21 protein-coding genes and 1 pseudogene are annotated in these 23,787 nt (G+C 73.5%); 12 read left to right on the top strand and 10 right to left on the bottom strand.

The annotated features are described in order from the left end of the window. Positions 1 to 18: 18 nt before the first annotated feature. From ACFC1X_RS02810 to ACFC1X_RS02790, 5 genes are all read right to left on the bottom strand, one after another. Positions 19 to 909, bottom strand: a complete 891-nt coding sequence (locus tag ACFC1X_RS02810; RefSeq protein ID WP_376348152.1) for a dihydrodipicolinate synthase family protein — start codon at positions 907 to 909, stop codon at positions 19 to 21. After that, entirely contained in the window at positions 906 to 2,330 is a 1,425-nt protein-coding gene (locus tag ACFC1X_RS02805; RefSeq protein WP_376348150.1) for an FAD-dependent oxidoreductase, read from the bottom strand. The genes ACFC1X_RS02810 and ACFC1X_RS02805 overlap by 4 nt, the downstream gene beginning before the upstream one ends. Further along, positions 2,320 to 2,619: a (2Fe-2S)-binding protein gene (locus ACFC1X_RS02800; RefSeq protein WP_376348148.1), complete on the bottom strand. Its 300-nt coding sequence runs from the start codon at positions 2,617 to 2,619 to the stop codon at positions 2,320 to 2,322. The genes ACFC1X_RS02805 and ACFC1X_RS02800 overlap by 11 nt, the downstream gene beginning before the upstream one ends. After that, positions 2,616 to 3,767 carry an NAD(P)/FAD-dependent oxidoreductase gene (locus tag ACFC1X_RS02795; protein ID WP_376348146.1) on the bottom strand — a complete coding sequence of 384 codons (1,152 nt, stop codon included), beginning with the start codon at positions 3,765 to 3,767 and terminating at the stop codon, positions 2,616 to 2,618. The genes ACFC1X_RS02800 and ACFC1X_RS02795 overlap by 4 nt, the downstream gene beginning before the upstream one ends. 62 nt (positions 3,768 to 3,829) lie before the next feature. Continuing rightward, positions 3,830 to 4,492, bottom strand: coding sequence for a hypothetical protein (locus tag ACFC1X_RS02790; protein WP_376348145.1), 663 nt, complete (start codon positions 4,490 to 4,492; stop codon positions 3,830 to 3,832). 231 nt (positions 4,493 to 4,723) lie between these two features. Here ACFC1X_RS02790 and ACFC1X_RS02785 point away from each other — a divergent pair, with 231 nt between their 5' ends. The 3 genes from ACFC1X_RS02785 (at position 4,724) to ACFC1X_RS02775 (ending at position 6,341) form a co-directional block, all read left to right on the top strand. Then, complete coding sequence (locus ACFC1X_RS02785) at positions 4,724 to 5,380, top strand: helix-turn-helix domain-containing protein (RefSeq protein ID WP_376348533.1); 657 nt, start codon at positions 4,724 to 4,726, stop codon at positions 5,378 to 5,380. Positions 5,381 to 5,423: 43 nt separating this feature from the next. Next, positions 5,424 to 5,963, top strand: a complete 540-nt coding sequence (locus ACFC1X_RS02780; protein WP_376348532.1) for a toxin-antitoxin system, toxin component — start codon at positions 5,424 to 5,426, stop codon at positions 5,961 to 5,963. A gap of 138 nt (positions 5,964 to 6,101) precedes the next feature. Then, the gene (locus tag ACFC1X_RS02775) at positions 6,102 to 6,341 is read left to right on the top strand and encodes a hypothetical protein (protein ID WP_376348143.1); all 240 of its coding nucleotides are present in this window, start codon (positions 6,102 to 6,104) and stop codon (positions 6,339 to 6,341) included. Between the two features lie 7 nt (positions 6,342 to 6,348). Here ACFC1X_RS02775 and ACFC1X_RS02770 read toward each other — a convergent pair whose 3' ends face one another. After that, a complete protein-coding gene (locus tag ACFC1X_RS02770; protein ID WP_376348530.1) occupies positions 6,349 to 7,029 on the bottom strand; it encodes a 4'-phosphopantetheinyl transferase in 681 nt (226 codons plus the stop codon). An 8-nt stretch (positions 7,030 to 7,037) separates the two neighbouring features. Beyond that, on the bottom strand, positions 7,038 to 7,907 hold the full coding sequence (locus tag ACFC1X_RS02765) for a metallophosphoesterase family protein (RefSeq protein ID WP_376348142.1): 870 nt from the start codon (positions 7,905 to 7,907) through the stop codon (positions 7,038 to 7,040). A 250-nt stretch (positions 7,908 to 8,157) separates the two neighbouring features. Between ACFC1X_RS02765 and ACFC1X_RS02760 the strand changes: the two genes are divergently transcribed. Next, the gene (locus ACFC1X_RS02760) at positions 8,158 to 9,321 is read left to right on the top strand and encodes an ATP-grasp domain-containing protein (RefSeq protein WP_376348141.1); all 1,164 of its coding nucleotides are present in this window, start codon (positions 8,158 to 8,160) and stop codon (positions 9,319 to 9,321) included. Here the strand turns inward: ACFC1X_RS02760 and ACFC1X_RS02755 are convergent. Continuing rightward, a pseudogene (locus ACFC1X_RS02755) lies at positions 9,318 to 9,633 on the bottom strand (6-phospho-beta-glucosidase); the annotation flags it as partial. The gene ACFC1X_RS02760 and the pseudogene ACFC1X_RS02755 sit on opposite strands and share 4 nt — an antisense overlap. 277 nt (positions 9,634 to 9,910) lie before the next feature. Between ACFC1X_RS02755 and ACFC1X_RS02750 the strand changes: the two are divergent. Then, a complete protein-coding gene (locus ACFC1X_RS02750; protein WP_376348139.1) occupies positions 9,911 to 10,738 on the top strand; it encodes an IclR family transcriptional regulator in 828 nt (275 codons plus the stop codon). A gap of 121 nt (positions 10,739 to 10,859) precedes the next feature. Here the strand turns inward: ACFC1X_RS02750 and ACFC1X_RS02745 are convergent, their stop codons facing one another. Then, positions 10,860 to 11,777 carry an AraC family transcriptional regulator gene (locus ACFC1X_RS02745; RefSeq protein WP_376348137.1) on the bottom strand — a complete coding sequence of 306 codons (918 nt, stop codon included), beginning with the start codon at positions 11,775 to 11,777 and terminating at the stop codon, positions 10,860 to 10,862. 157 nt (positions 11,778 to 11,934) lie between these two features. Here ACFC1X_RS02745 and tkt point away from each other — a divergent pair, with 157 nt between their 5' ends. Genes tkt through ACFC1X_RS02710 form a run of 7 tightly spaced genes read left to right on the top strand, consistent with a single transcriptional unit; the run spans position 11,935 to position 21,992 of the window. After that, positions 11,935 to 14,019, top strand: a complete 2,085-nt coding sequence (tkt, locus tag ACFC1X_RS02740; protein WP_376348135.1) for a transketolase — start codon at positions 11,935 to 11,937, stop codon at positions 14,017 to 14,019. A gap of 38 nt (positions 14,020 to 14,057) precedes the next feature. Then, positions 14,058 to 15,203 carry a transaldolase gene (gene tal, locus ACFC1X_RS02735; RefSeq protein WP_376348133.1) on the top strand — a complete coding sequence of 382 codons (1,146 nt, stop codon included), beginning with the start codon at positions 14,058 to 14,060 and terminating at the stop codon, positions 15,201 to 15,203. Then, positions 15,200 to 16,978, top strand: coding sequence for a glucose-6-phosphate dehydrogenase (zwf, locus tag ACFC1X_RS02730; RefSeq protein WP_376348132.1), 1,779 nt, complete (start codon positions 15,200 to 15,202; stop codon positions 16,976 to 16,978). Before tal ends, zwf begins: the two co-directional genes overlap by 4 nt. Next, positions 16,975 to 17,910 carry a glucose-6-phosphate dehydrogenase assembly protein OpcA gene (opcA, locus tag ACFC1X_RS02725; RefSeq protein WP_376348131.1) on the top strand — a complete coding sequence of 312 codons (936 nt, stop codon included), beginning with the start codon at positions 16,975 to 16,977 and terminating at the stop codon, positions 17,908 to 17,910. Before zwf ends, opcA begins: the two co-directional genes overlap by 4 nt. After that, a complete protein-coding gene (gene pgi, locus ACFC1X_RS02720) occupies positions 17,903 to 19,591 on the top strand; it encodes a glucose-6-phosphate isomerase (protein ID WP_376348130.1) in 1,689 nt (562 codons plus the stop codon). The genes opcA and pgi overlap by 8 nt, the downstream gene beginning before the upstream one ends. 1 nt (position 19,592) lies before the next feature. Next, on the top strand, positions 19,593 to 20,474 hold the full coding sequence (gene gnd, locus ACFC1X_RS02715) for a phosphogluconate dehydrogenase (NAD(+)-dependent, decarboxylating) (protein ID WP_376348129.1): 882 nt from the start codon (positions 19,593 to 19,595) through the stop codon (positions 20,472 to 20,474). A gap of 57 nt (positions 20,475 to 20,531) precedes the next feature. Next, a complete protein-coding gene (locus ACFC1X_RS02710) occupies positions 20,532 to 21,992 on the top strand; it encodes a membrane-associated oxidoreductase (protein WP_376348127.1) in 1,461 nt (486 codons plus the stop codon). Here ACFC1X_RS02710 and ACFC1X_RS02705 read toward each other — a convergent pair. Then, positions 21,979 to 23,784: a bifunctional sugar phosphate isomerase/epimerase/4-hydroxyphenylpyruvate dioxygenase family protein gene (locus tag ACFC1X_RS02705; protein ID WP_376348125.1), complete on the bottom strand. Its 1,806-nt coding sequence runs from the start codon at positions 23,782 to 23,784 to the stop codon at positions 21,979 to 21,981. The two genes, ACFC1X_RS02710 and ACFC1X_RS02705, sit on opposite strands and share 14 nt — an antisense overlap. Between the last annotated feature and the right edge of the window lie 3 nt (positions 23,785 to 23,787).

The raw sequence follows: 23,787 nt of genomic DNA, 5'->3' as shown, positions 1-23,787 counted from the left end.
CCCTTCCTGGCGCTTCCGCTACGCCAGTCCGGCCGCGAGGGCCTTCTCGGTGGCGGCGCGGACGGCGGCCTCCTGCGCGGGCAGCAGCGGTACGCGGGGTGGCCGGCAGGGGCCGCCGCGGCGTCCGGCCAGGTCCATGGAGACCTTGATGGCCTGGACGAACTCGACCTTGGAGTCCCAGCGCAGCAGTGGATGCAGCTCGCGGTAGAGGGGCTCGGCCGTCGCGAGGTCGCCGGCGACGGCGGCGCGGTACAGCTCGACGCAGGCGGCGGGCAGCGCGTTGGGGTATCCGGCGATCCAGCCCTTCGCCCCGGCGATCGCCAGCTCCAGCAGGACGTCGTCGGCACCGACCAGCAGGTCGAGGTCGGGGGCGAGTTCGGCGATGCGGTAGGCCCGGCGGACGTCGCCGGAGAACTCCTTGACCCCTTGGACGTGTCCCTCGCCGTGCAGTCGGGCCAGCAGCTCGGGCACCAGGTCGACCTTGGTGTCGATGGGGTTGTTGTAGGCGACGACCGGCAGTCCGGTCCGGGCGACCTCGGCGTAGTGGGCGACGACGGAACGCTCGTCGGCGCGGTAGGCGTTGGGCGGCAGCAGCATCACCGCCCCGCAGCCCGCCTCGCCCGCCTGCTCGGCCCAGCGGCGGGCCTCGGCGGACCCGTAGGCGGCGACGCCGGGCATGACGCGCTGCCCGCCGATCGCGGAGACGGCGGTCTCGACGACCCGGGCGCGCTCCTCGGGGGTGAGCACCTGGTACTCGCCGAGGGAGCCGTTGGGCACCACGCCGTCGCAGCCGTTGGCGACGAGCCAGGCGCAGTGCTCGGCGTAGGCGTCGTGGTCGACGGAGAGGTCGTCGTGGAGCGGGAGCGCGGTGGCGACGAGGACGCCGCGCCAGGGACGGTGGTCGGTCATGAGGGTCCTCTCTCGGGCTGTTCGGGGGCTTCTTCTCGTGGTTCGGGGGCTACTTCTCGCGGTTCGGGTTCCGGGCGGGCGAGGACGCCCAGCGGCACGGGGCGGGCGAAGACGCGCCGGGAGGGGCCGGGTTCGCATCCGGCGAGGCCTCCGACGGCGGCGCCGCACATCCGGCCCTGGCACCAGCCCATCCCGGCCCGGGTCAGCAGCTTCACGGTGCGGACGTCGCCCGCGCCCAGCTCCTCGACGGCCTCGCGGACGGCACCGGCGGTGACCTCCTCGCAGCGGCAGACGAGCGTGTCGTCGGTGATCTGCCCGGGCCAGGCGGCGGGTGGGGTGAAGGCGGCGGCGAGGGCGTCCGCGGACCGCCGCAGCCGGGTCCGGGTCCTGGCGGCCGGTGCCCATCCGGCGGGGTCGGGCTCGGTGCCGCGCAGCCGGGCGGCGATCGAGCGTCCGGCGATGTGTCCCTCGGCGAGGGCGAGTTGGGCGCCGCCGATCCCGGTGGCCTCCCCCGCCGCCCACACGCCGGGGACGCTGGTGCGCTGTTCGGCGTCGACGGCCACCGTCGGTCCGTCCGGGCGGCAGCCGAGCCCGTCGGCGAGGTCGGTCTGCGGGAGCATGCCGTGGCCGACGGCCAGGGTGTCGCAGGGCAGGTACCGTCCGGTGCCGCGCCGCACGCGTCCGTCGGGGTCGAGGGCGGCGACGGTGACACCGGTGAGGCGGTCGTCGCCGTGGGCGCGGACGACGGTGTGCCGGGTGCGGGGGCGGACGCGGTGGCGCAGCAGCCGGGCCGCGTATCCGGCGGCCTCGGGGAACTTGCCGGCCAGGTCGCGGGCCTGCCGGGCGACGTGGCGCGGGTCGGCCGACTCCACGAGCGCCGCGACCCGCACCCCGGCCGCCGCGAGACCGGTGGCCACGGGCAGCAGCAGCGGCCCGGTCCCGGCGACGACGGCGGTCCGTCCGGGCACCACGAGACCGCCCTTGAGCATGGCCTGGGCGCCGCCGGCCGTGACCACACCGGGCAGGGTCCAGCCGGGGAAGGGCAGGACGTGTTCATGGCCGCCGGTGGCGAGCAGCACCGCGTCGGCGTGCACGACGGCCGGCTCCTCCTGCTCGGGGCCGAGCAGCGCGTGCACCGTGAACGCACCGGACCTCGCCTCCACGTACCAGACGTGGTGGTCCGTCAGGACGCGTACGCCGCTGGTGGCGAGTCCGTCCCGGAGTCGCTCCCAGGTGCGCCACTGGTGGTGCAGCGCCCGTGGCCGACGGGCGTGCAGTTCGGCGGCGGGCTGCCGGAAGTACTGCCCGCCCGGCCCGTCCGCGCCGTCCAGGACCGTGACCCGTACCCCTCGCGCGTCCGCCGCCAGCGCCGCCGCGAGCCCGGCCGGACCCGCCCCGACGACCAAGAGTTCACTCCGCATGGCCCGTGCCCTCCTGGGTGCGGATCACGTCGCCTGGCCGCACCGGCACCAGGCAGGCCCGCTGGTTCGGGCGGTCGTTGACGGTGACCAGGCAGTCGAAGCACACCCCGATCCCGCAGAACACCCCGCGCGGGCGGCCCGACCCCCGCGTGGTGCGCCAGGAGGTGACGCCGGCCGCCCAGAGCACGGCGGCGACCGTCCGGCCGGGCAGCGCCTCGGTCCGCCTGCCGTCGACGGTGACCGTGAAGGGGGGCGCGGGCCGCGCCCGGACCAGCCGCAGCGGATTCACCGGACCTCCTCGGGAAAGCGGTCGGGGCGGAACGGGGCCGGGTCGAGGGCGGGCCGCGCGCCGCTGAGCAGTCCGGCGATCAGGTGCCCGGTGCCGGTGGACAGGCCGATGCCGGCGCCCTCGTGCCCGCACGCGTGGTAGAGGCCGGGCACCCTGGGGTCGGGGCCGATGGCCGGCAGGTGGTCGGGCAGGTACGGCCGGAACCCGGCGTACGCGCGCAGGGCCCGTACCCGTGCGAGGAAGGGGAAGAGCCGGGTCGCGCCGGAGGCCAGGGCCCGCAGTGCCGGAAGGGACACGGAGCGGTCGAAGCCGACCCGTTCCCGGCTGGCGCCGATGAGCACCGGCCCGGCGGCGGTCCCCTCGACCACCGGCGAGGTCTGCAGGGCCGCCGAGTCGCTGGCCACGTCGGCGACGTAGTCCGCGGCGTACACCTTGTGCCGTACGCGGGGCGGCAGCGGTTCGGTGACGAGGACGTAGCCGCGCCGGGGCAGGACCGGCAGCCGTACGCCCGCCAGCGCGGCCACTTCGCCGCCCCACGGCCCGGCCGCGTTCACGACCGCCGGGGCGTGCAGCGCACCCCGGTCGGTGCGCACCCCGCGCACCGCGCCGTCCGGGGCGCGCAGGACGCCGGTCACCGTGCGGCCGGTGTGCAGCCGAGCGCCGGACGCCCGCAGCAGGTGGGCGGCGGCCAGGGCGGGCATGACCTGGGCGTCCTGCGGATAGTGCACGGCACCCGCCAGGCCGGGGGCGAGATGGGGTTCGAGGTCGGGCAGCCGGTCGGCGGGCACGGACAGCGCCTCCACCCCGGCCGCCCGCTGGCCCGCGGCGAACGTCTCCAGGCCGGTCAGCGCCTCGGGCGTGGCGGCCACGACGACTCCGCCCTTGGGCTCGTACTCGACCTCCCGGCCCAGTTCCCCGGCGAGCGCGGTCCACAGGCGGGCGGAGAGCAGGGCGAGGTCCAGCTCGGGGCCGGGCTCCTTGTCGGAGACGAGGAGGTTGCCCTCCCCCGCTCCGGTGGTACCGCCGGCCACGTGGCCACGGTCCACCACGATCACGTCGAGCCCCTCGCGGGCGGCGTACAAGGCACAGGCCGCGCCCACCATCCCGGCTCCGACCACTACGACATCGCAGGTCAGCGACTCCGTCACGCCAGTACTATGTCACACACCACACTGTCTGGGAACAGTGCCGCGGGCAGCCGTACCGCCGCTCACTCGGCTACGGGGACGACCCTCAGGTGGGAGGCGGCGGCGCGGCGGGCGCGCATCGGGCGGTGCGGGGTGCGGCGCGGCTCGCGCAGGACGAGCGTCAGCCGGGTGTACCCCAACTCCTCCAGCGCCGGGGGTGTTTCGACGACGACCCGGCACTCGGTGGTGCCACGGCGCGGGTCGGGGTGGTGCAGCGGGCGTACGGCACCGTCGTGTTCGACGGCCCGGGCGCCGACGGCGCGGATCCAGTGGGGCAGACCCTGGCGGTAGGCGGCCTCCATGATCGGGTCCTGGGCGATGTCGCGGCGCACCGCCTGGAGCCCCGGGTCGTGGCCGTACCGCTCCAGGGCGGCGGCGAAGTGCGCCAGCATGGGCAGGCACCAGCTCGACTCGTGCTCGCCGAGGACCTCGGCGGCGTCCGGGTGGAACAGCACGAAGCGCAGGAAGTTGTCGTCCGGCATGGCCGTCGGGTGCGGTCCGGCGCCCCGGAAGAGTGTCCGGAAGGCGCCGTTGGCCAGCACCACGTCCCACCGGTGGTCGACGACGAGAGAAGGGAAGGGCACGGCCTCCAGGAGGGCGGTGTAGTCCTGGAGATACGCCTGGGTCTCGGGGGTCGCGGGGCCGGGCGGCGGCGCCGGCCGCTGCCCTCCTGCCTGAAATGCCATCGGGAGGTCACCCCTCTTGCCTATGCGGCCTTCTCGCGGCGTCCCGATCCTGGTGCCCCGACGCGAGGCGTGTCAACTATCGTGGCATTTCGTGCCTGTTGACGGCTGAAATAGGCCACAGTTGTGGCGAGACCTGGATGTGAGTTCGAGCGGCAGGCTACTCTCCGGGAGTTCACGGCAACCGCTTGTGAGAAGCCTGTGAGGCCTGTGAGAGACATAGGGGAGCTGTCGGTGACGGGTGGCTTCGAGGATCCGGGCGCCATGCCGGCCACCGCGCCGGCCGCCGTAGTCGCCCGGGTCGCCGCGCTCGCGGAGCGGCTCGGTGTGCCGCACGCCGAGGTCTTCGACGTCGGCCGGCTGTCCGCGGCCTCCGGCGTCCCCGAGCCCGTGGTCGGCGCCCTGCTCGGCGGGCGGCCGGCGGGTGAGCCCGATGTGCAGACGCGCTTCCTGCAACGCCTCGACCTGCTGCGCCGCACCCGGCTGAAGCCGAACGGCCGCAAGTACACCCAGCAGGAGATCGCCGACGGCGCCGGCATGTCGCGGCAGCAGGCGGGCGCGCTCATCAACGGCGACCGGCGGCCGACCATGGAGCACTGCGACGCCCTGCAGCGCTTCTTCCGGGTGCACGCCGGGTTCCTCACGGCCGAGGACCCCGAGGCGCTCGTGGGCGCCCTCCAGCACACCGAGCAGGAGTTGCTCCAGCAGCTCGCCGACCGGGAGCGGCGGGCGGCGGCCGTCGCCGGCGACCCGCTGGAGCGGCTGCTGCAGGACCACGGGGTGCGCGGCATCGCCTGGCGCGCCGCCCAACTGCCCACCGACCAGCACCGCGACAAGGTCGCCGAGTGGCTGGACATGCTCCTGGAGAGCGTCAAGCGGCCCGAGTCGTGAGCCTGTCGTGAGCGTGGGGAGAACCGTGGGCATCGGCAAGGAGATGCGCCGCCTGTGCGGCGAGTTGGTCGAGGAGCTGGCCCTTCCCGCACCGGCGCGGCCCACCGAGCTGTACGCGGCCCTGTGCGAGGCGATGAGCAGGCGGCGGGGCCGTCCCGTGGTGTTCCGCATGGCCGCCTTTCCCCCCGGGACCGCCAGCGGACTGTGGCTCGACATGGCCGACCGGGACCTGGTCGTCGTCGAGGAACGCACCGCGCCGGAACACCAGTTGGTCATCCTCGGGCACGAGCTGTGGCACATGAAGGCCGGGCACCGCGGGCACCACGTCGAGGGCGCCACGGTGGCGGCCCGGCTGCTGGACGGGGACGGCGCGGACCGGGACGAGGACGCGCTGCGGGCCACCGTGCGCGCGGTCGCCGCGCGCTCCCACTTCGACCTCGCCGAGGAGAAGGAGGCGGAGGCCTTCGGTCTGCTGCTGGCCAGCAAGTGCCGGACATGGCTGGCGGGTTCGGCGCTGCGCGGTCCGGTGCAGCGGGACCATCTGGCGGGGCGGATCGGCGCGTCCCTCGGCTACCTGGGCTGACGGCCCCCGCCGGACGGTGCCGGCCGGTGCGCGGGCGCGGCTCGGGCGGGACTGTCAGTGGTGGACGGCAAGCTGGAAGGGTGCCACCGCCGTGCGGGGGCACGTGACCGCCGACGTCGTTGTGGGGAGAGCCGGGCGATGACCACCGCCACCGTACTGACCGACCACGAGCGCACCGCCGTGCAGGCCTATCTGCGCCTCCTGCACACGGTGCGGGCCGGCTTCGACACCGCGTCGGGACCGCCCGGCACCGCCCGCCCGCCGATCGTCCCGCCCTCGGTACTCGCCGAGGCGGACCGGGCCCTGGAGGCGGCGGGACTGACGGGGAACGAGGAGGAGTTCTTCCGGCTGCTGCGAAGTTGGTGCCCCCGCCCCTGACGCCCTCTCAGGCGGGCGGCACCGTGACCGCTGAGGCGACCAGGCCGTCGCGGGCGTTCCAGCGGCCGTCGAAGTGGGTCACGCGCCGCCCGCCCACCGTCGGGCCCGGCACGAGGAGGGCGGCGCGCAGGGTGCCGCGGCGCGGATCGACCGGGTCCACCGTCAGCTCGATGTCCGCCTCCGAGAAGTCCAGCCACAGCCCGGTGAGGGGGAACCACGCCTTGTAGACCGACTCCTTGGCGCTGAACAGCAGCCGGTCCCAGTGGATGCCGGGCCCCCGCTCGGCCAGCAGCCGCAGCCGCTCCACCTCGGCGGGCAGCGCCACGCTCTCCAGGACGCCGTCCGGGAGGGGCCCGTCGGGTTCGGCGTCGATGCCGAGGGAGGCCAGGTCGGTGAGGCGGACCAGGGCGGCGGCGCAGTAGCCGTCGCAGTGGGTCATGCTCCCGGTCAGCCCGGCCGGCCAGCGCGGCGCACCGCGATCTCCGGTGAGCACGGGCTGCGGGGGCACGCCGAGCTTCTCCATGGCCCGGCGCGCACAGGACCGGACCACGGTGTACTCGCGCCGCCGCTTGGCGACCGCCCGTGCGATCAGCGGCTCCTCCTCCGGGTGGAGGGGGAGGTGCCCGGTGTCGTCGAGGCCGCGCGCCTCCACGACCACGACCGTGTCGGGCAGCAGTTCCTCGATCAGGGGAGCGGTCAAGGGGACACCTCCTCGGACGCCGGCGACGGCAGGATGCGGCGCGGTTGCCCCGGCGGACCGGTCCGCTCCCGCCACTCGCGCGGATAGCCCACCGAGACCTCCTCGAAGCGGACCCCCTCGTGCCAGGTGGTCCGCGGGATGTGCAGGTGCCCGTAGACCATGGTGGCGACCCGGAACCTGCGGTGCCAGTCGGCGGTCCGGTCGGTGCCGCACCACATGGCGAACTCGGGGTACCACAGGACGTCGGTGGGGTGACGGTCCAGGGGGTAGTGGTTGACCAGGACCGTCGGGAGTTCCGCGGGGAGCGCGGCCAGTCTGCGCTCGGTGTCCGCGACCCGCGCCCGGCACCATGCCTCGCGGCTCGGATACGGGTCGGGGTGCAGCAGGAACTCGTCGTTGCAGACGACGCCGGTGCCGTGCGCGTACGCCAGCCCCTCGTCCATGGTGGCGCACCCGTCGGGCAGGAACGAGTAGTCGTAGAGCAGGAACAGCGGTGCGACGACCGCCGGACCGCCCGCCCCCTCCCACACCGGGTAGGGGTCCTCGGGTGTGGTCACGCCCAGCTCACGGCAGACCTCGACCAGGTGCTCGTAGCGGGCGACGCCGCGCAGGGTGACCGGGTCCTTGGGATGCGTCCACAGTTCGTGGTTGCCGGGGGCCCAGACGACCCGGCGGAAGCGGTCCGCGAGGGTGCCGAGGGCCCAGCGGATGTCGGCGACGGTCTCCGCGACGTCGCCGGCGACCAGGAGCCAGTCGTCGTCGGAGCCGGGCCGCATCTTCTCGACCAGCGCCCGGTTCTCCGCGTATCCGACGTGCAGATCGCTGATGGCCCACAGCTGCCCCCGGCCACCGGACGTCGACGTCATCCCCCACCCCTTCGGCGTGCGCGTTTCCACGCCACGAGATCACATCCCCCACCCCGTCACAAGAGCGGCCCGCCCCGGCCCGGAGCATCCGTGTGACGCTCGTTGCGCTCGGGGGCGCGGGTACCCCTATGATCGCCCCAACACCACCGCCACGACTCTCCCTTCCGCAGAGCGGCCCCGGTGTCCCTCCAACCCCCTGGCCGGGCACGGCCCGCTTCGCCCTGCCCGCGAACCCCGAAAGGCGGCTTGCATGGTTTCTCCCGTACGCGTCTGGCTCAACCGTACGTACGCGGAGAACGTCTTCTTCATGGATCAGCTGCGCAGAAATCCCGCCGACCGGGCCGTCGAGATCCATGCCACGCACGGCGACCCGGACTCCCCGGTGCTGGCCGCCGCGGACACCGCCGACCTGGAGCCGGAGGGTCTGTCCCCGGCCGGTTACGTCGAGTACGCCCTGGACCAGTGCGCGCGACGCGGCATCGACGTGTTCGTGCCCCGGCTGCACCAGTCCGCGATCGTGGCCCACCGCGCCGAGTTCGAGGCGGCCGGTACGGCGCTGCTCGCGCCGCCCCCGGAGGCGGTGGCGGTCTTCCAGGACAAGGTGATCGCCTACGAGGCGGTCCGCGCGATCGGCGTGCCGGTGCCGCCGTGGTGGCGGGTCCGCACGGCCGACGAACTCGTCCTCGCGGTGGAGGAGCTGGAGGCGCACGGTCACCGGGCGTGCTTCAAGCCGGCCTCCGGCGCGGGCGGCGTGGGCTTCCGGATGGTCACCCGGGACTCCTTCTCCCTCGCGCACCTGAACGGGTTTCCGAGCCCGTCCGTTCCGCTGCCGCTGGTCGTCGAGGCGCTGCGGGCGGCCGAGGAGCCGGTCGACTGGCTGGTGATGCCGCGGCTCGAACAGCCGGAGGTGTCGGTGGACTGCCTCACCGGCCCCGACAACCGGGTGCGGCTCGCGGTCGGCCGGACCAAGAACGGCCGCCGCCGCGGGTTCACGCTCCACGAGCAGTGGCTCGCGCCGGCGCGGCGGATCGCGGAGGCCTTCGGGCTGCACCACCTGTCCAACGTGCAGTTCCGGATGTACGGGGACCGTCCGGTGCTGATGGACGTCAACACCCGACCGGCCGGCGGGCTGCACCAGCTGGCGCTGTGCGGGGTCAACGTGCCGTGGGCGGCCGTCCGGCTGGCCCTGGGCGACGACCCGGGCGAGCTGGAGCCGCCGTTCCTCGGCCAGGACTACACGGTGGTGTCCGGCCCGCGTCCACTGCGGCCGGTGTCGCTGCCCCAGCAGCGCACGGACCTCGCCGCCGGGCCGCTCCAGGCGCCCGCCCCGATGGCGCCGGCCCCGTGCGCCGCGCGGTCCGCCCGCCCGCTGGGCGTCTCCGCACCGGACCCGGCCGCGGGGGCTCCGGCCTAGGCGGCCTTCCGCAGGTACGCCGGCCCCGGGTGGACCGCGGTGCAGCCGTCGGCAAGGGGGCGGCGACGTTCACCGAGTCGACGAGGGGGTGCAGGGCGACGGCGCGCACCACCGCCGTACGAGACCCGGCGTCGGCCGCCGCCAGCACCTCCCGCTCGACGGCCTTGACCGCGCAGACCAGGCCGGTGGCCTGCCCGGGCAGCGGGTCGACGGCCACCGGGTGGGCGCCGTCCGCGTCGACCAGGCACGGAACCTCGATCACGGCGTCGGCTCGAGGACTGACAGGGTGCCGCGGTCGCGGACGTTGAGGACGCGGAGCCCGCCACCACCCAGAATCGTCAGCGTCACACCCACACCTTCCCTCACCCGGCCGAACCTCCACCTGCCGCGCCGATCATGGCACGCCGGGACCGGCGGCTCACCGAACGCCGGGGCCGAGTGCCCACGGGGACACCGGCGCCCTCTAAGAACGGCGACAAACACACCCCTTACCCACCTCCGTCTCCCCCCTGTCATGCCCCCGGCGGGCCCCGTACGCTCGACCCCGCACCCCCTCCCCCCTTCCCTCCCCTCCGGAGGACGCCCGGCCATGACCGCCCTCCCCCGCTCCCGGCCCCGCCCGGGCGAGCACACCCCCACCGCGCCCGAACGGCTGCTCTCCGTGCTCGCCGCCTTCGATCACGAGCACCCGGCGCTGTCCCTGACGGAGATCAGCCGCCGGGCCGGGCTGAGTCTGACCACCGCGCACCGGCTGGTGCGTGCCCTGACCCGGTGGGGCGCGCTGGAGCGGGACGCGTCGGGCGTCTACCACGTGGGCCTGCGGCTGTGGGAGATCGCCGCGCTCGCCCCGCGCGGCCTCGCGCTGCGGCAGGTCGCGCTGCCGTACCTGGAGGACCTGTACGAGGCGACGCACGAGAACGTGCAGCTGGCGGTGCGGGACGGCGGCGAGGTCGTCTACATCGAGTGGCTGGCCGGCCGTTCGTCGGTCGGTGTGCACATCCGCGTCGGCGCCCGCTGGCCGCTGCACGCCACAGGGGTCGGGCTCGCCCTGCTCGCGCACGGCGAACCGGAGTTCCAGGAGGCGTACCGGGCGGGACCGCTCGCCTCCTTCACGCCGTACACGATCACCGACCCGGGGCTGCTGCGCCGGGTGCTGGCGGAGGTGCGGCGCACCGGCGCCGCGGTGAGCGACCGTCAGGTCACCAACGACGCGCTGTCGGTGGCCGCTCCCCTGTACGGCCCCGACGGGACGGTGACCGCGGCCGTCTCGGTCGTCGTACCGCACGCCGGTGCCCGGGTGCCGACGCTCGTCCCGGCGGTGCGGGTGGCGGCGCGCGGGATCTCCCGGGCGCTGGGGTGGCGTCCGGAAGCCGCGGCGGGGGGCCGTGGCACGGAGGGTCCCGCGCGCTCCTCGTGACCCGGACGGGCCCCGAGCGGTTGCACGCATTCGCGAGGTTCGCCAGGTTCACGGGCTGAACTCCCGCGCTCGGCACGGACTTTCTCGGCCCGGACGCCGGCACCCAGCCCGGTCGCCCGGTTCAGCGCAGCTCCGCCCGGAAGGCCGCCGGTGTCTGGTCCGTGTGCTGCTGGAAGAACTTGGAGAAGTTCGCCGCGTCCGGGAAGCCGACCGCCGCGCCGACCCGGCCGATCGGCATCTCGGTGTGGGCGAGGAGCCGTCTGGCCTCCAGGACCACGCGCTTGTCGATGAACCCCTTGGGCGTCTCGCCGGTGGCGGCGCGCACCGCGCGGACGAGGGTGCGGCGGGAGTAACCGAGCGCGTCGGCGTAGGCGCTGACGCTGTGATTGGTGGCGAAGCCCCGCTCGACCGCCTCGCGGAACAGGGTGAAGGTCGTGTCCCAGGGTGTGTCCGCCCGCCCCTCGCGCGCCGCCTGGGCGGAGCTGACCGCCAGATGGGCCAGGCGGAGCAGGAACGCGGAGAGCGTGTGACGCAGTACCGCGGTGTGCAGGCTGAGCGGCAGGGTCGTCGCGTCCTCGTACTCGCGCCGGAGTTGGCCGAGCGCGGCGGTCAGGGCGGCGAGCCGCGCCTCGTCGGGGCGGAGCAGGGGCGGCAGGTCGTAGCGGTAGAGGCCGGTGGCCTCCACGGTGGCGCGCGGCAGGAAGCCGGGCTGCATGGTCAGCACGGTTCCGCGGTACTCGCTGTCCGGGGAGAAGCGGTGGACCTGTCCGGGCCGGATCCACAGCAGATCGCCGGCCGTGGCCTCGTACTCGGTGAAGTCGATCATGTGCCGGGCCGGACCGCCGGTGAAGAGCATGACGACGTGGAAGTCGATGCGGTGGACGCGGTGCAGTGGGGCATGCGCGTGCCAGGTGCGGCCCGCGCCCATGGGACCGATCTGCATACCGACGCCGAGGAGGCTGAGATCGACCGGGAAGGGGAACGTTCTGATCCCGTCGCCGCCGCTGCCGTCGCCGTCTTGGCCGTTTTCGTCCGCCATGTCCTTCTCGTGCCGTCCCGCCCGTGCGCCCCGGGGCCGGGGCGTGTCCCAGTTTCACCACAGGCTGGCACAGGACGACCTTCACTCTCAAAAGTCAGACTTTTAAGTTTGAAGGCGTCAGACCAGTTCTCTAGCTCCGATCGAGGATTTCTTGAAGATGAGCACGCAGACAGTGGACAGCGCGGACCGCTTCGCATGGACCGAACTCGACCGGCGTGCCGTCGACACCGCCCGCGTCCTGGCGGCCGATGCGGTGCAGAAGGTCGGGAACGGACACCCGGGCACGGCGATGGCCCTGGCCCCGGCGGCGTACACGATCTTTCAGAAGGTGATGCGGCACGACCCCGCCGACCCGGAGTGGACCGGCCGTGACCGCTTCGTCCTCTCCCCCGGCCACACGTCGCTGACCCTCTACACCCAGCTCTACCTCGCCGGGTACGAGGTGGAGCTGGACGACCTCAGGGCCTTCCGCACGCACGGCTCCAAGACGCCCGGCCACCCCGAGTACGGGCACACCGCGGGCGTGGAGACGACGACCGGACCGCTCGGCCAGGGCGTGGCCAACGCGGTGGGGATGGCGATGGCCGCCCGCTACGAGCGCGGCCTGTTCGACCCCGCGGCGCCCGCGGGCGAGTCCCCCTTCGACCACACCGTCTGGGCGATCGTCTCCGACGGCGACCTCCAGGAGGGCGTCTCCGCCGAGGCGTCCTCGCTCGCCGGGCACCAGCGGCTCGGCAACCTCGTCCTCCTCTACGACGACAACCACATCTCCATCGAGGGCGACACGGCGACCGCGTTCTCCGAGGACGTGCTGAAGCGGTACGAGGCGTACGGCTGGCACGTGCACCGCGTCGAGCCCGCCGAGAACGGCGACGTCGACGTGCACGCGCTGTACGCGGCGCTCACCGCGGCGAAGGCCGAGACCGGGCGCCCCTCCATCATCGCCATGCGCACCATCATCGCCTGGCCCGCCCCGAACGCCCGGAACACCGAGGCCTCCCACGGCTCCGCCCTCGGCACGGACGAGGTCGCCGCCACCAAGCGCGTCCTCGGCTTCGACCCGGAGCGGTCCTTCGAGGTCGCGGACGAGGTCCTGGCCCACACCCGCGAGGCCCTGGACCGGGGCGCCGAGGCGCACGCCGCCTGGGACAAGCGGATCGCCACGTGGCGCGGCGACCAGCCGGAGCGTGCCGAGCTGTTCGACCGTGTGGTCGCCGGCCGGCTGCCCGAGGGCTGGGAGGACACCCTGCCGGTGTTCGAGACCGGCAAGTCCGTCGCCACCCGCGCCGCGTCCGGGAAGGTGCTCCAGGCGCTCGGCCCGGTGCTGCCCGAGCTGTGGGGCGGCTCCGCCGACCTGGCCGGGTCGAACAACACGACGATCGACAAGAAGTCGTCCTTCCTCCCCGAGGGCAACCCCCTCCCGGAGGCCGACCCGTACGGCCGCACGATCCACTTCGGCATCCGCGAGTTCTCGATGGCCGCGGAGATGAACGGCATCGCGCTGCACGGCAACACCCGCGTCTACGGGGGCACCTTCCTGGTCTTCTCGGACTACATGCGCAACGCGGTGCGCATGTCCGCGCTGATGCAGCTGCCGGTGACCTACGTGTGGACGCACGACTCCGTCGGCCTGGGCGAGGACGGCCCCACCCACCAGCCGGTCGAGCACCTGGCCGCGCTGCGCGCCATCCCCGGCCTGAACGTCGTCCGCCCGGCCGACGCCAACGAGACCGCGACCGCCTGGGCCGAGATCCTCCGGCGGCACTCCACCCATCCGGCCCCGCACGGCCTCGCCCTGACCCGCCAGGGCGTGCCGACGTACGCGCCCAACCCGGACGCGGCACGCGGCGGCTACGTCCTCGCCGAGGCGTCCACCGGCGCCCCGGACGTCGTCCTGATCGCCACCGGCTCCGAGGTGCGGCTCGCCGTGGCCGCGCGGGAGGCCCTGGAGGCGGAGGGCACGCCCACCCGGGTGGTGTCGATGCCGTCCGTCGAGTGGTTCGAGGAGCAGCCGCGCGCGTACCGCGAGGGCGTGCTGCCGCCGTCCGTGCGGGCCCGTGTCGCGGTCGAGGCCGGGATCGGTCTGACCTGGCACCAGTACGTGGGGGACGCGGGCCGCATCGTCTCCCTGGAGCACTTCGGCGCCTCCGCCGACGCCGAGACCCTGTTCGCCGAGTTCGGCTTCACCGCCGACCACGTGGCCGCCGCCGCCAGGGAATCCCTGGCCGCCGCCCGCGGCTGAGCCGACCGGATCCACCGGTCCGACCGCAGAAAGAGAAGATGATCACTGTGACCGAAGCAACCGCGACCGCGGGAGCACTGCAGCGCCTGGCCGACCAGGGCGTCTCCGTCTGGCTGGACGACCTGTCGCGGCGGCGGATCGAGTCCGGCAACCTCGCCGAGCTGATCAGGACGAAGAACGTCGTCGGCGTGACCACCAACCCGTCGATCTTCCAGGCCGCCATCGGCTCCGGCGAGGGGTACGAGGAGCAGCTGGCCGACCTGGCGACCCGGGGCGTCACCGTCGACGAGGCGGTCCGCATGATGACCACCGCCGACGTCCGCGCCGCCGCCGACGTGCTGCGCGAGGTGTACGACGCGACCGGCGGGCGGGACGGCCGGGTCTCCATCGAGGTCGACCCGCGCCTCGCCCACGACACGCGGGCCACGATCGCCGAGGCCCGCCAGCTGGCCTGGCTGGTCGACCGCCCCAACGTGATGATCAAGATACCGGCGACCAGGGCCGGTCTCCCGGCGATCACCGAGGTCATCGGCGCCGGGATCAGCGTCAACGTCACGCTGATCTTCTCCCTGGAGCGCTACGGCGAGGTCATGGACGCCTACCTCGCCGGTCTGGAGAAGGCGCGGGCGGCCGGCCTCGACCTGGCGGGCATTCACTCCGTCGCCTCCTTCTTCGTCTCCCGCGTCGACAGCGAGATCGACAAGCGCCTGACGCTGCTGGGCACGGAGGAGGCCCTCGCCCTGCGGGGGAAGGCGGCGCTGGCCAACGCCCGACTGGCCTACGAGGCGTACGAGAACGTCTTCTCGGGTGACCGCTTCACCGCCCTGGCCGGGGCCCGCGCCAACCCCCAGCGTCCCCTGTGGGCGTCGACCGGGGTGAAGGACCCGGCATTCCGGGACACCCTGTACGTGGAGGAGCTGGTCGCTCCCGGCACCGTGAACACGATGCCGGAGGCCACCCTGGACGCCGCCGCCGATCACGGCGACGTCCGGGGCTCCACGGTCACCGGCGGGTACGCCCAGGCCCGGGCGGATCTCGCGGCCGTGGAGCGGCTCGGCGTCTCGTACGACGAGGTGGTGGAGCAGTTGGAGCAGGAGGGCGTGGCCAAGTTCGAGGACGCCTGGCAGGACCTGCTCGGTGCCGTGACGAAGTCCCTCGACAGCAAGGGAGTTGACGGGGAATGAGCGAGGAGCTTCCCGCTACGACGGTCCACGAGACCAAGGCGACGAAGGAAGCCAAGGAGGCCCGCACGGCCCGGGAGGCCGCGGGGCCGCTGCACGCCGAGGAGGCCGAGGAGTCCAGGGCCGCCGGGGCGGCGAAGACGGCCGGGCCGGCCAAGGCGCCGCGGAGCGCGAAGAAGAACGGGCCGGACCGCGCCGCCAAGGGGGCGAAGGCGAAAGCGGCGGACGCGAAGGCCGTCACGCCTGTGGCACCGCTCGACTGGAGCAACCCCCTGCGCGATCCGCAGGACCGCCGTCTCCCCCGTATCGCGGGCCCCTCCGGGCTGGTCATCTTCGGCGTCACCGGCGACCTCTCGCGCCGCAAGCTGATGCCGGCCGTGTACGACCTGGCCAACCGCGGCCTGCTGCCGCCCGGCTTCTCGCTGGTCGGCTTCGCCCGCCGGGACTGGGAGGACCAGGACTTCGCCGAGGTCGTGCACGACGCGGTCAAGGAGCACGCCCGTACGCCGTTCCGCGAGGAGGTCTGGCAGCAGCTCTCCGAGGGCATGCGGTTCATCCCCGGCGACTTCGACGACGACGACGCGTTCGAACAGCTGCGCAAGGCCGTGGCCGAGCTGGACGCCTCCCGCGGCACCAGCGGCAACTACGCCTTCTACCTCTCGGTGCCGCCGAAGTTCTTCCCGAAGGTCGTCCAGCAGCTCAAGAGGCACGGACTGACCGACGCCCCGGAGGGCTCCTGGCGGCGCGCGGTGATCGAGAAGCCGTTCGGGCACGACCTGGACAGCGCCCGCGACCTGAACGCGCTGGTGCACGAGGTCTTCGACCCGGAGCAGGTCTTCCGCATCGACCACTACCTGGGCAAGGAGACCGTCCAGAACATCCTGGCGCTGCGCTTCGCCAACCAGATGTACGAGCCGATCTGGAACCGGTCCTACGTCGACCACGTGCAGATCACGATGGCCGAGGACATCGGCATCGGCGGCCGGGCCGGCTACTACGACGGCATCGGCGCCGCCCGTGACGTCATCCAGAACCACCTGCTCCAGCTGATGGCGCTGACCGCCATGGAGGAGCCCGCCTCCTTCGACGCGGCGTCGCTGCTCACCGAGAAGCTGAAGGTGCTGAAGGCGGTACGGCTGCCGGAGGACCTCGGCGACCACACCGTGCGCGGGCAGTACGCGGGCGGCTGGCAGGGCGGCGCGCAGGTGCCGGGCTACCTGGAGGAGGACGGCATCGACCCGGCCTCCACCACCGACACCTACGCGGCGATCAAGCTGGGCGTCGACAACCGCCGCTGGGCGGGCGTCCCGTTCTACCTGCGCACCGGCAAGCGGCTGGGCCGCCGGGTCACGGAGATCGCGGTCGTCTTCCAGCGCGCCCCGCACTCCCCCTTCGACTCCACCGCGACGGAGGAGCTGGGCGAGAACGCGATCGTCATCCGCGTCCAGCCGGACGAGGGCATGACGGTGCGCTTCGGCTCCAAGGTGCCGGGCACGTCGATGGAGATCCGGGACGTGTCCATGGACTTCGCCTACGGCGAGTCGTTCACGGAGTCCAGCCCGGAGGCGTACGAACGGCTGATCCTGGACGTCCTTCTGGGCGACGCCAACCTGTTCCCGCGCCACCAGGAAGTGGAAGAGTCCTGGCGGATCCTCGACCCGATCGAGCGGTACTGGGGCGCGCACGGCAGGCCCGCCCAGTACGACTCGGGCGGCTGGGGACCGCGGGAAGCCGACGAGATGCTCGCACGAGACGGACGGAGCTGGCGCAGGCCATGAGGATCGACCTGACCGACACCACGGCAAGCAAGATCAACAAGGCGCTGGTGCAGGGCCGGCGGGCCATCGGCACCCCGGCCGTGGGCATGGTGCTCACGCTGGTCATCGTCACCGACGAGGAGAACGCCTACGACGCGATCAAGGCGGCCGAGGAGGCCTCGCACGAGCACCCCTCGCGCACCCTGGTCGTCATCAAGCGCCACCCCCGCAACCTGCGCGACCGCACCCGCTCGCACCTCGACGCGGAGGTCCGGGTCGGCTCCGAGGCCGGCACCGGTGAGACCGTCGTCCTGCGCATGTACGGGGAGGTGTCCGAGCACGCCGACTCGGTCGTGCTGCCGCTGCTGCTGCCGGACGCCCCGGTCGTCGTGTGGTGGCCGGTGGACGCGCCGGACGACCCCGCGGGCGATCCGCTGGGCGCGCTGGCGCAGCGCAGGATCACCGACCTGTACGCGGTCGAGCGGCCGATGGAGGTCCTCGCGCGCCGGGTCCGCTGCTACGCGCCCGGCGACACCGACCTGGCCTGGACCCGGCTGACGCTGTGGCGGTCCATGCTGGCCGCGGCGCTGGACCAGGCGCGGGTGCCGGTGACCTCGGCGGTCGTCGAGGCCGAGGCGGACAACCCGGCGGCCGAGCTGCTGGCCCGCTGGCTGGAGGCGCGCCTCGGCGTCACCGTCGACCGGGTGGTCACCGACGGCCCGGTCGTCACGGCCGTCCGGCTCGGCACCGCGAACGGCGAGATCGTCATCGACCGGCCGGAGGGCCCGCTCGCCACGATGACCCTGCCCGGTCAGCCCCCGCGCTCCCTCGCGCTGAAGGTGCGCCCCACCTCCGAACTCATCGCCGAGGAGCTACGGCGCCTCGACGCGGACGAGATGTACGCCATCGCCCTGCGCGGCGAGGCCGGCAAGGAGACCCCTGTCCATGTCTGACTCCCCGAAGCTCAACCGGCGGCCCGAGTGGACCGCGCTGGCGGACCACCGCACGGACGTCCTGCCCCAACCGGACCTGCGCGAGCTGTTCGCCGCCGACCCGAGCCGGGCGGAGCGGTACGTCGTGCGCGTCGGCGACCTGCGCATCGACTACTCGAAGCACCTCGTCACGGACGAGACGCTGGCCCTGCTCCAGGACCTGGCCGCCGCCACCGACGTGTTCGGGCTGCGGGACGCCATGTTCCGCGGCGAGCGGATCAACATCACCGAGGACCGGGCGGTCCTGCACACCGCGCTGCGCGCCCCGCGGGACGCGGTGATCGAGGTCGACGGCGAGAACGTCGTGCCCAAGGTGCACGCCGTGCTCGACCGGATGGCCGACTTCGCGGACCGGGTCCGTTCCGGCGAGTGGACCGGTCACACCGGGCGGCGCATCCGCAACGTCGTCAACATCGGCATCGGCGGCTCCGACCTCGGTCCGGCGATGGCGTACGAGGCGCTGCGCGCCTTCACCGACCGCTCGCTGACCTTCCGGTTCGTGTCCAACGTGGACGGCGCCGACCTGCACGAGGCGGTGCGGGACCTGGACCCGGCCGAGACGCTGTTCATCGTGGCGTCCAAGACGTTCACCACGATCGAGACGATCACGAACGCGACGTCGGCGCGCTCCTGGCTGCTGGACGCGTTCGACGATGGGGGCACCTCCCGCTCGAGCGAAGTCGAGAGTGGGGGAGAGAAGGCGGTCGCGAAGCACTTCGTGGCGCTGTCGACGAACGCGGAGAAGGTCGCCGGCTTCGGCATCGACACGGCCAACATGTTCGAGTTCTGGGACTGGGTCGGCGGCCGGTACTCCTACGACTCGGCGATCGGGCTGTCCCTGATGATCGCCATCGGCCCGGACCGCTTCCGGGAGATGCTCGACGGCTTCCGCATCGTCGACGAGCACTTCCGCAACGCCGAGGCCCCGGCCAACGCGCCGCTGCTCCTCGGTCTGCTGGGCGTCTGGTACGGCAACTTCCTCGACGCGCAGTCGCACGCGGTGCTGCCGTACTCGCACTACCTGTCGAAGTTCACCGCCTATCTCCAGCAGCTCGACATGGAGTCCAACGGCAAGTCCGTCGACCGCGAGGGCCGCGAGGTCGAGTGGCAGACCGGGCCGGTGGTCTGGGGCACGCCCGGCACCAACGGGCAGCACGCCTACTACCAGCTGATCCACCAGGGCACCAAGCTGATCCCGGCGGACTTCATCGGCTTCGCCCGGCCGGTGGCCGAGCTGAGCGACGGACTCAAGGACCAGCACGACCTGCTGATGGCCAACTTCTTCGCCCAGACCCAGGCCCTCGCCTTCGGCAAGACCCCGGACGAGGTGCGCGCCGAGGGAGTGCCGGAGGAACTGGTCCCGCACAAGACGTTCCGCGGCAACCACCCCACCACCACCGTCCTGGCCACCGAGCTGACCCCGTCCGTCCTCGGCCAGCTGATCGCGCTCTACGAGCACAAGGTGTTCGTACAGGGCGCCATCTGGAACATCGACTCCTTCGACCAGTGGGGCGTCGAACTCGGCAAGGTGCTCGCCAAGCGCGTCGAACCCGCCCTGACCGAGGGGGCGGACGTACCCGGCCTCGATCCGTCCACGGCCGCGCTGGTGGCCGCCTACCGCGAACTGAAGGAAGTGCACTGACATGCAGATCGGTCTTGTGGGTCTCGGCAAGATGGGCGGCAACATGCGCGAGCGTCTGCGCAACGCCGGCCACACCGTCGTCGGATACGACACCAATCCCGAGCGGGCCGACGTGAACAGCCTGGTCGACATGGTCGAGCAGCTGGACCGGCCGCGCGCGGTCTGGGTGATGGTCCCGGCGGGCGCCGCCACCCAGCACGTCATCGACCAGCTGGGGACGCTGCTCCGGCACGGCGACACCGTCATCGACGGCGGCAACTCCCGCTGGACGGACGACGAGAAGCACGCCGAGGAACTGGGCCATCACGGCGTCAACTTCGTCGACGCCGGCGTCTCCGGCGGTGTGTGGGGCCTGCAGAACGGCTACGCCCTGATGGTCGGCGGCGAGAAGGAGCACGTCGACGACCTCAAGCCGATCTTCGAGGCGCTCAAGCCGGACGGCCCGTACGGGTTCGTGCACGCCGGCAAGGTCGGTGCCGGGCACTTCTCCAAGATGGTCCACAACGGCATCGAGTACGCCATGATGCAGGCCTACGCCGAGGGCTGGGAGCTGCTGGAGAAGGTCGACTCCGTGGACAACGTCCGCGAGGTCTTCCGCTCCTGGCAGGACGGCACCGTGATCCGCTCCTGGCTCCTCGACCTGGCCGTCAACGCCCTCGACGAGGACCACCACCTGGAGAAACTGCGCGGCTACGCGGACGACTCCGGCGAGGGCCGCTGGACCGTCGAGGCGGCCATCGACAACGCGGTGCCGCTGCCGGCGATCACGGCCTCCCTCTTCGCGCGGTTCGCGTCCCGGCAGGACGACTCGCCGCAGATGAAGATGGTCGCCGCGCTGCGCAACCAGTTCGGCGGGCACGCCGTGGAGGCGTCGAAGAAGTAGCGCGCCGCGCCGGCAACACGTTGACGCGACCGGCCGGTTCGGGTCAGAGTCCCCGCGATGGAGATCAACGACCTGACACCGGCCGAGGCGCGCGTCTGGCGGGCGTTCGCCACGGGCACGGCCGTGGACTTCCGCGCCGCGGACGACGAGGACCCCGCCGACGGCGCCTCCTGGGGGCCCGAACGGGCCGTGCGGGCGGCGGTGTTGCGCGCCCTGCTCCTTGACGGCCCCCAGGAGGACGGCGAGGTGGCCGCGCTGAGCCTGGCGGGCGCCCGCGTCACCGGACGGCTGGACCTGCGGAACGCGACGGTCGACCACCCCGTGCGGCTGCGGCACTGCCACTTCGACGACGTGCCGAGGCTGGACGCGGCGCGGCTGCGCGAGCTGAACCTGAGCGAGTCCGTGCTGCCCGGCCTGATCGGGCACGCCGTGCGGGTGGACGGCGTACTGCGGCTGACCCGCGCCCGGTTCGACGGGATGGTGCGGCTCGGCGGGGCGGAGATCACCGGCAGCCTGTACCTGGAGAGCACGCGGATCCACGCGCCGGAAGCCGAATGGCCCGTACTCCAGCTCAACCAGGCCGTACTGGGGGCAGACCTGTGGGCGCCGGGTCTGCGGGCCGGGGGCGAGGTACGCCTCACCGGCGCCCGGGTGACCGGGACGGTCAACCTCACCGACGCGGTGCTCGACCGGCCGGGCGGCACCGCCCTCCAGGCCGAGACCCTCACGGCCGAGGCCGACGTGCTGATGCGGCACGCGGACGTCCGGGGCCGGCTGGAGCTGCGCGGCGCGCGGATACCCGGCCGGCTGGACCTGTCGCACGCCCGGCTGGCCAACCCCGGCGGTACCGCGCTGCGCGCCAGCAGTTGCGTGATCGGTGAACTCTGGCTGCGCGAGGGCCCGGTGGTGCGGGGCACGCTCAACCTGCGCCGCGCCCAGGTGGACGTGCTGTTCGTCCAGCCGGACGTGGTGGCGGACTGGGTCCAGCTCAACGACCTCACCTACACGTCGCTCATCCCGCACGAGCCCGCCGAGCGGCGGCTGCCGATGCTGGAGATGGGCGACAGCTACCTCCCCTTCACCTACGAGCAGCTGACCGCCGCCTACCGCCGGATCGGCGACGACGACGCGGCCCGGCTGGTGCAGCTCGCCAAGCAGCGACGGCGACGCCGCACCCTGCCCTGGTACGGCCGCCTGTGGGGGCACCTCCAGGACGTCACGGTCGGCTACGGCTTCCGGCCGCTGCGCGCGGGCGGCTGGCTGCTGTCGCTGCTGGCGGTCGGCTCGGTCGCGTACGGGCTGCACCACCCGCCGCCGCTCAAGCCGCAGGAGGCCCCCGACTTCAACCCGGTGTTCTACACGCTCGACCTGCTGCTCCCGGTGATCTCCTTCGGCCAGGAGAACGCCTTCTCGCCCGAGAACGGGTACCAGACCCTGTCCTACGTCCTGATCATCACGGGCTGGATCCTGGCCACGACGGTGATCACCGGCCTGACCCGCACCGTCAGCCGCCAGTGAGGCCCCGCGCCGCGTGCTGGGCGGCCAGCCGCACCGGCGCGTTGGCCGCGCCGTAGCCGCGGTGGCCGCCGTCGCGCTGGACGAGTTCGAAGAAGACCCGGCCGACGGTGCGGGTGTAGCAGTGCCGGAACTCCCCGTGGGCGTCGCGGTCGTAGAGGATGCCCAGTTCCCGGTACGTCTCCAGCTCGCCGTCGGCGAACTCGAAGCGGGCCGCGAGGTCGTCGTAGTAGTTGGCGGGGATCGGCAGCAGCGAGCCGCCGGCGGCGCGGAAGGCGCGGGCGGCGGCGACCACGTCGTCGGTGGCCAGGGCGATGTGCTGGGCGTGCGCGGTGTCGTCGACGGGTGCCGCGCCGACCGTCAGGACGATCCGGACGGCGCCGTCGTCCGTGCTGACGGCGCGGCTGCGCAGCAGTCCGTAGGGGTCGGCGACGTCCACGCTCTCCTGCGGGCGCAGTCCGAGGACGCCGCGGTGGAAGAGCGCCGCCTCGTCGAACTGGTGCCAGGGCTGGGTGAGGGAGAGGTGGTCGACCCGCCAGGCGGCGTCGGCCCCGGCCACGGCCCCGGTGTCCTCGAAGTCCGCCCGCCAGTCGGGCAGCCCGGGGCGCCCGGTGGCGCAGAAGAACAGCTCCGTGCCGTCGGGCGCGGCCACCGCCTCCAGCGGGGCGTCGCCCGGGGCGCGGCGGCGCGGCAGCACGGGGGCGAGCAGGGCCTCGGCGCGCCGGGCCGCGCCCGCCGGGTCCGGCGACTCCAGGCCGACGGCGGCCAGCCGGGTGCCCTCGCGGCGTTCGGCGGGACCGGTGTTGACCAGGACCCGGGCCTCGCCGCGCTGCCAGAGGTCGACGGGTTTGCCCCGGTGCCGTGCGGTGCGGGCGAAGCCCAGCGCGCCGAGCACCGCCGAGACGGGCGCGGCGTCGGGCGTGACCAGCTCGGCGAAGGCGACCCCGGTGGGTGCGGCGGGCGCGGGCGGTGCCGCGAGCCCGACGCTCTCCTGGAGGGTGAGCAGGGAGCGCCGGGCGTCCACGGCGGTGGGTCCGGCCTCGGACTGCCGGAAGACGTCGTTGAAGACCTCCAGCGAAAGGGGGCCGGTGTAGCCGGCGCGCAGCACGTGGCGCAGCAGCCCGGCGACGTCGAAGCCGCCCTGGCCGGGGAAGCAGCGGTAGTGGCGGCTCCACTGGAGGACGTCCATCGCGAGCAGCGGGGCGTCGGCGAGCTGGAGGAAGAAGATCTTCTCGCCGGGGATGTCCTCGATTCCCTCGAGGTCCTTGGGGTCGCTCCCGCGCGAGAGGATGTGGAAGCTGTCCAGGCAGGTGCCGAGCGCGGGGTGGTCCGCGCTCCGGACGACGTGCCAGGCGTGGTCCCAGGTGCTGATGTGGCGGCCCCAGGCGAGCGCCTCGTAGGCGACGCGCACCCCGTGCTCCCCGGCCAGGTCGGCCAGGCGGCTGAGCTGTCCGGCGGCGAGGTCGTCGTCGTCCACGGCGTGCGGGGAGACGCTGGAGCAGACCAGGACAGTGTCCGTGCCGAGCCGGTTCATCAGCTCGAACTTGTGCCGGGCGCGGCGCAGCGCGCGGGCGAACTCCTCCTCGGGCAGCGCCTCGACGTCCCGCATCGGCTGGTAGAGGTCGATGGTCAGGCCGAGGTCGGCGCAGCGGGCGCGGATCTCCTCGGGGGTCAGCGGGCTGGCCAGCAGGTCGTTCTCGAAGATCTCCACGCCGTCGAAGCCGGCCCGGGAGGCGGCCGTGAGCTTCTCGGTGAGGGATCCGCTGAGGGAGACGGTGGCGATGGACGTCCGCACGTC

Source organism: Streptomyces sp. NPDC056128 (genome assembly GCF_042263835.1).
Classification (GTDB): Bacteria; Actinomycetota; Actinomycetes; order Streptomycetales; family Streptomycetaceae; genus Streptomyces.
Note: the sequence above shows the minus strand (reverse complement) of the source record. Positions and strands in the feature narration are given on the sequence as shown.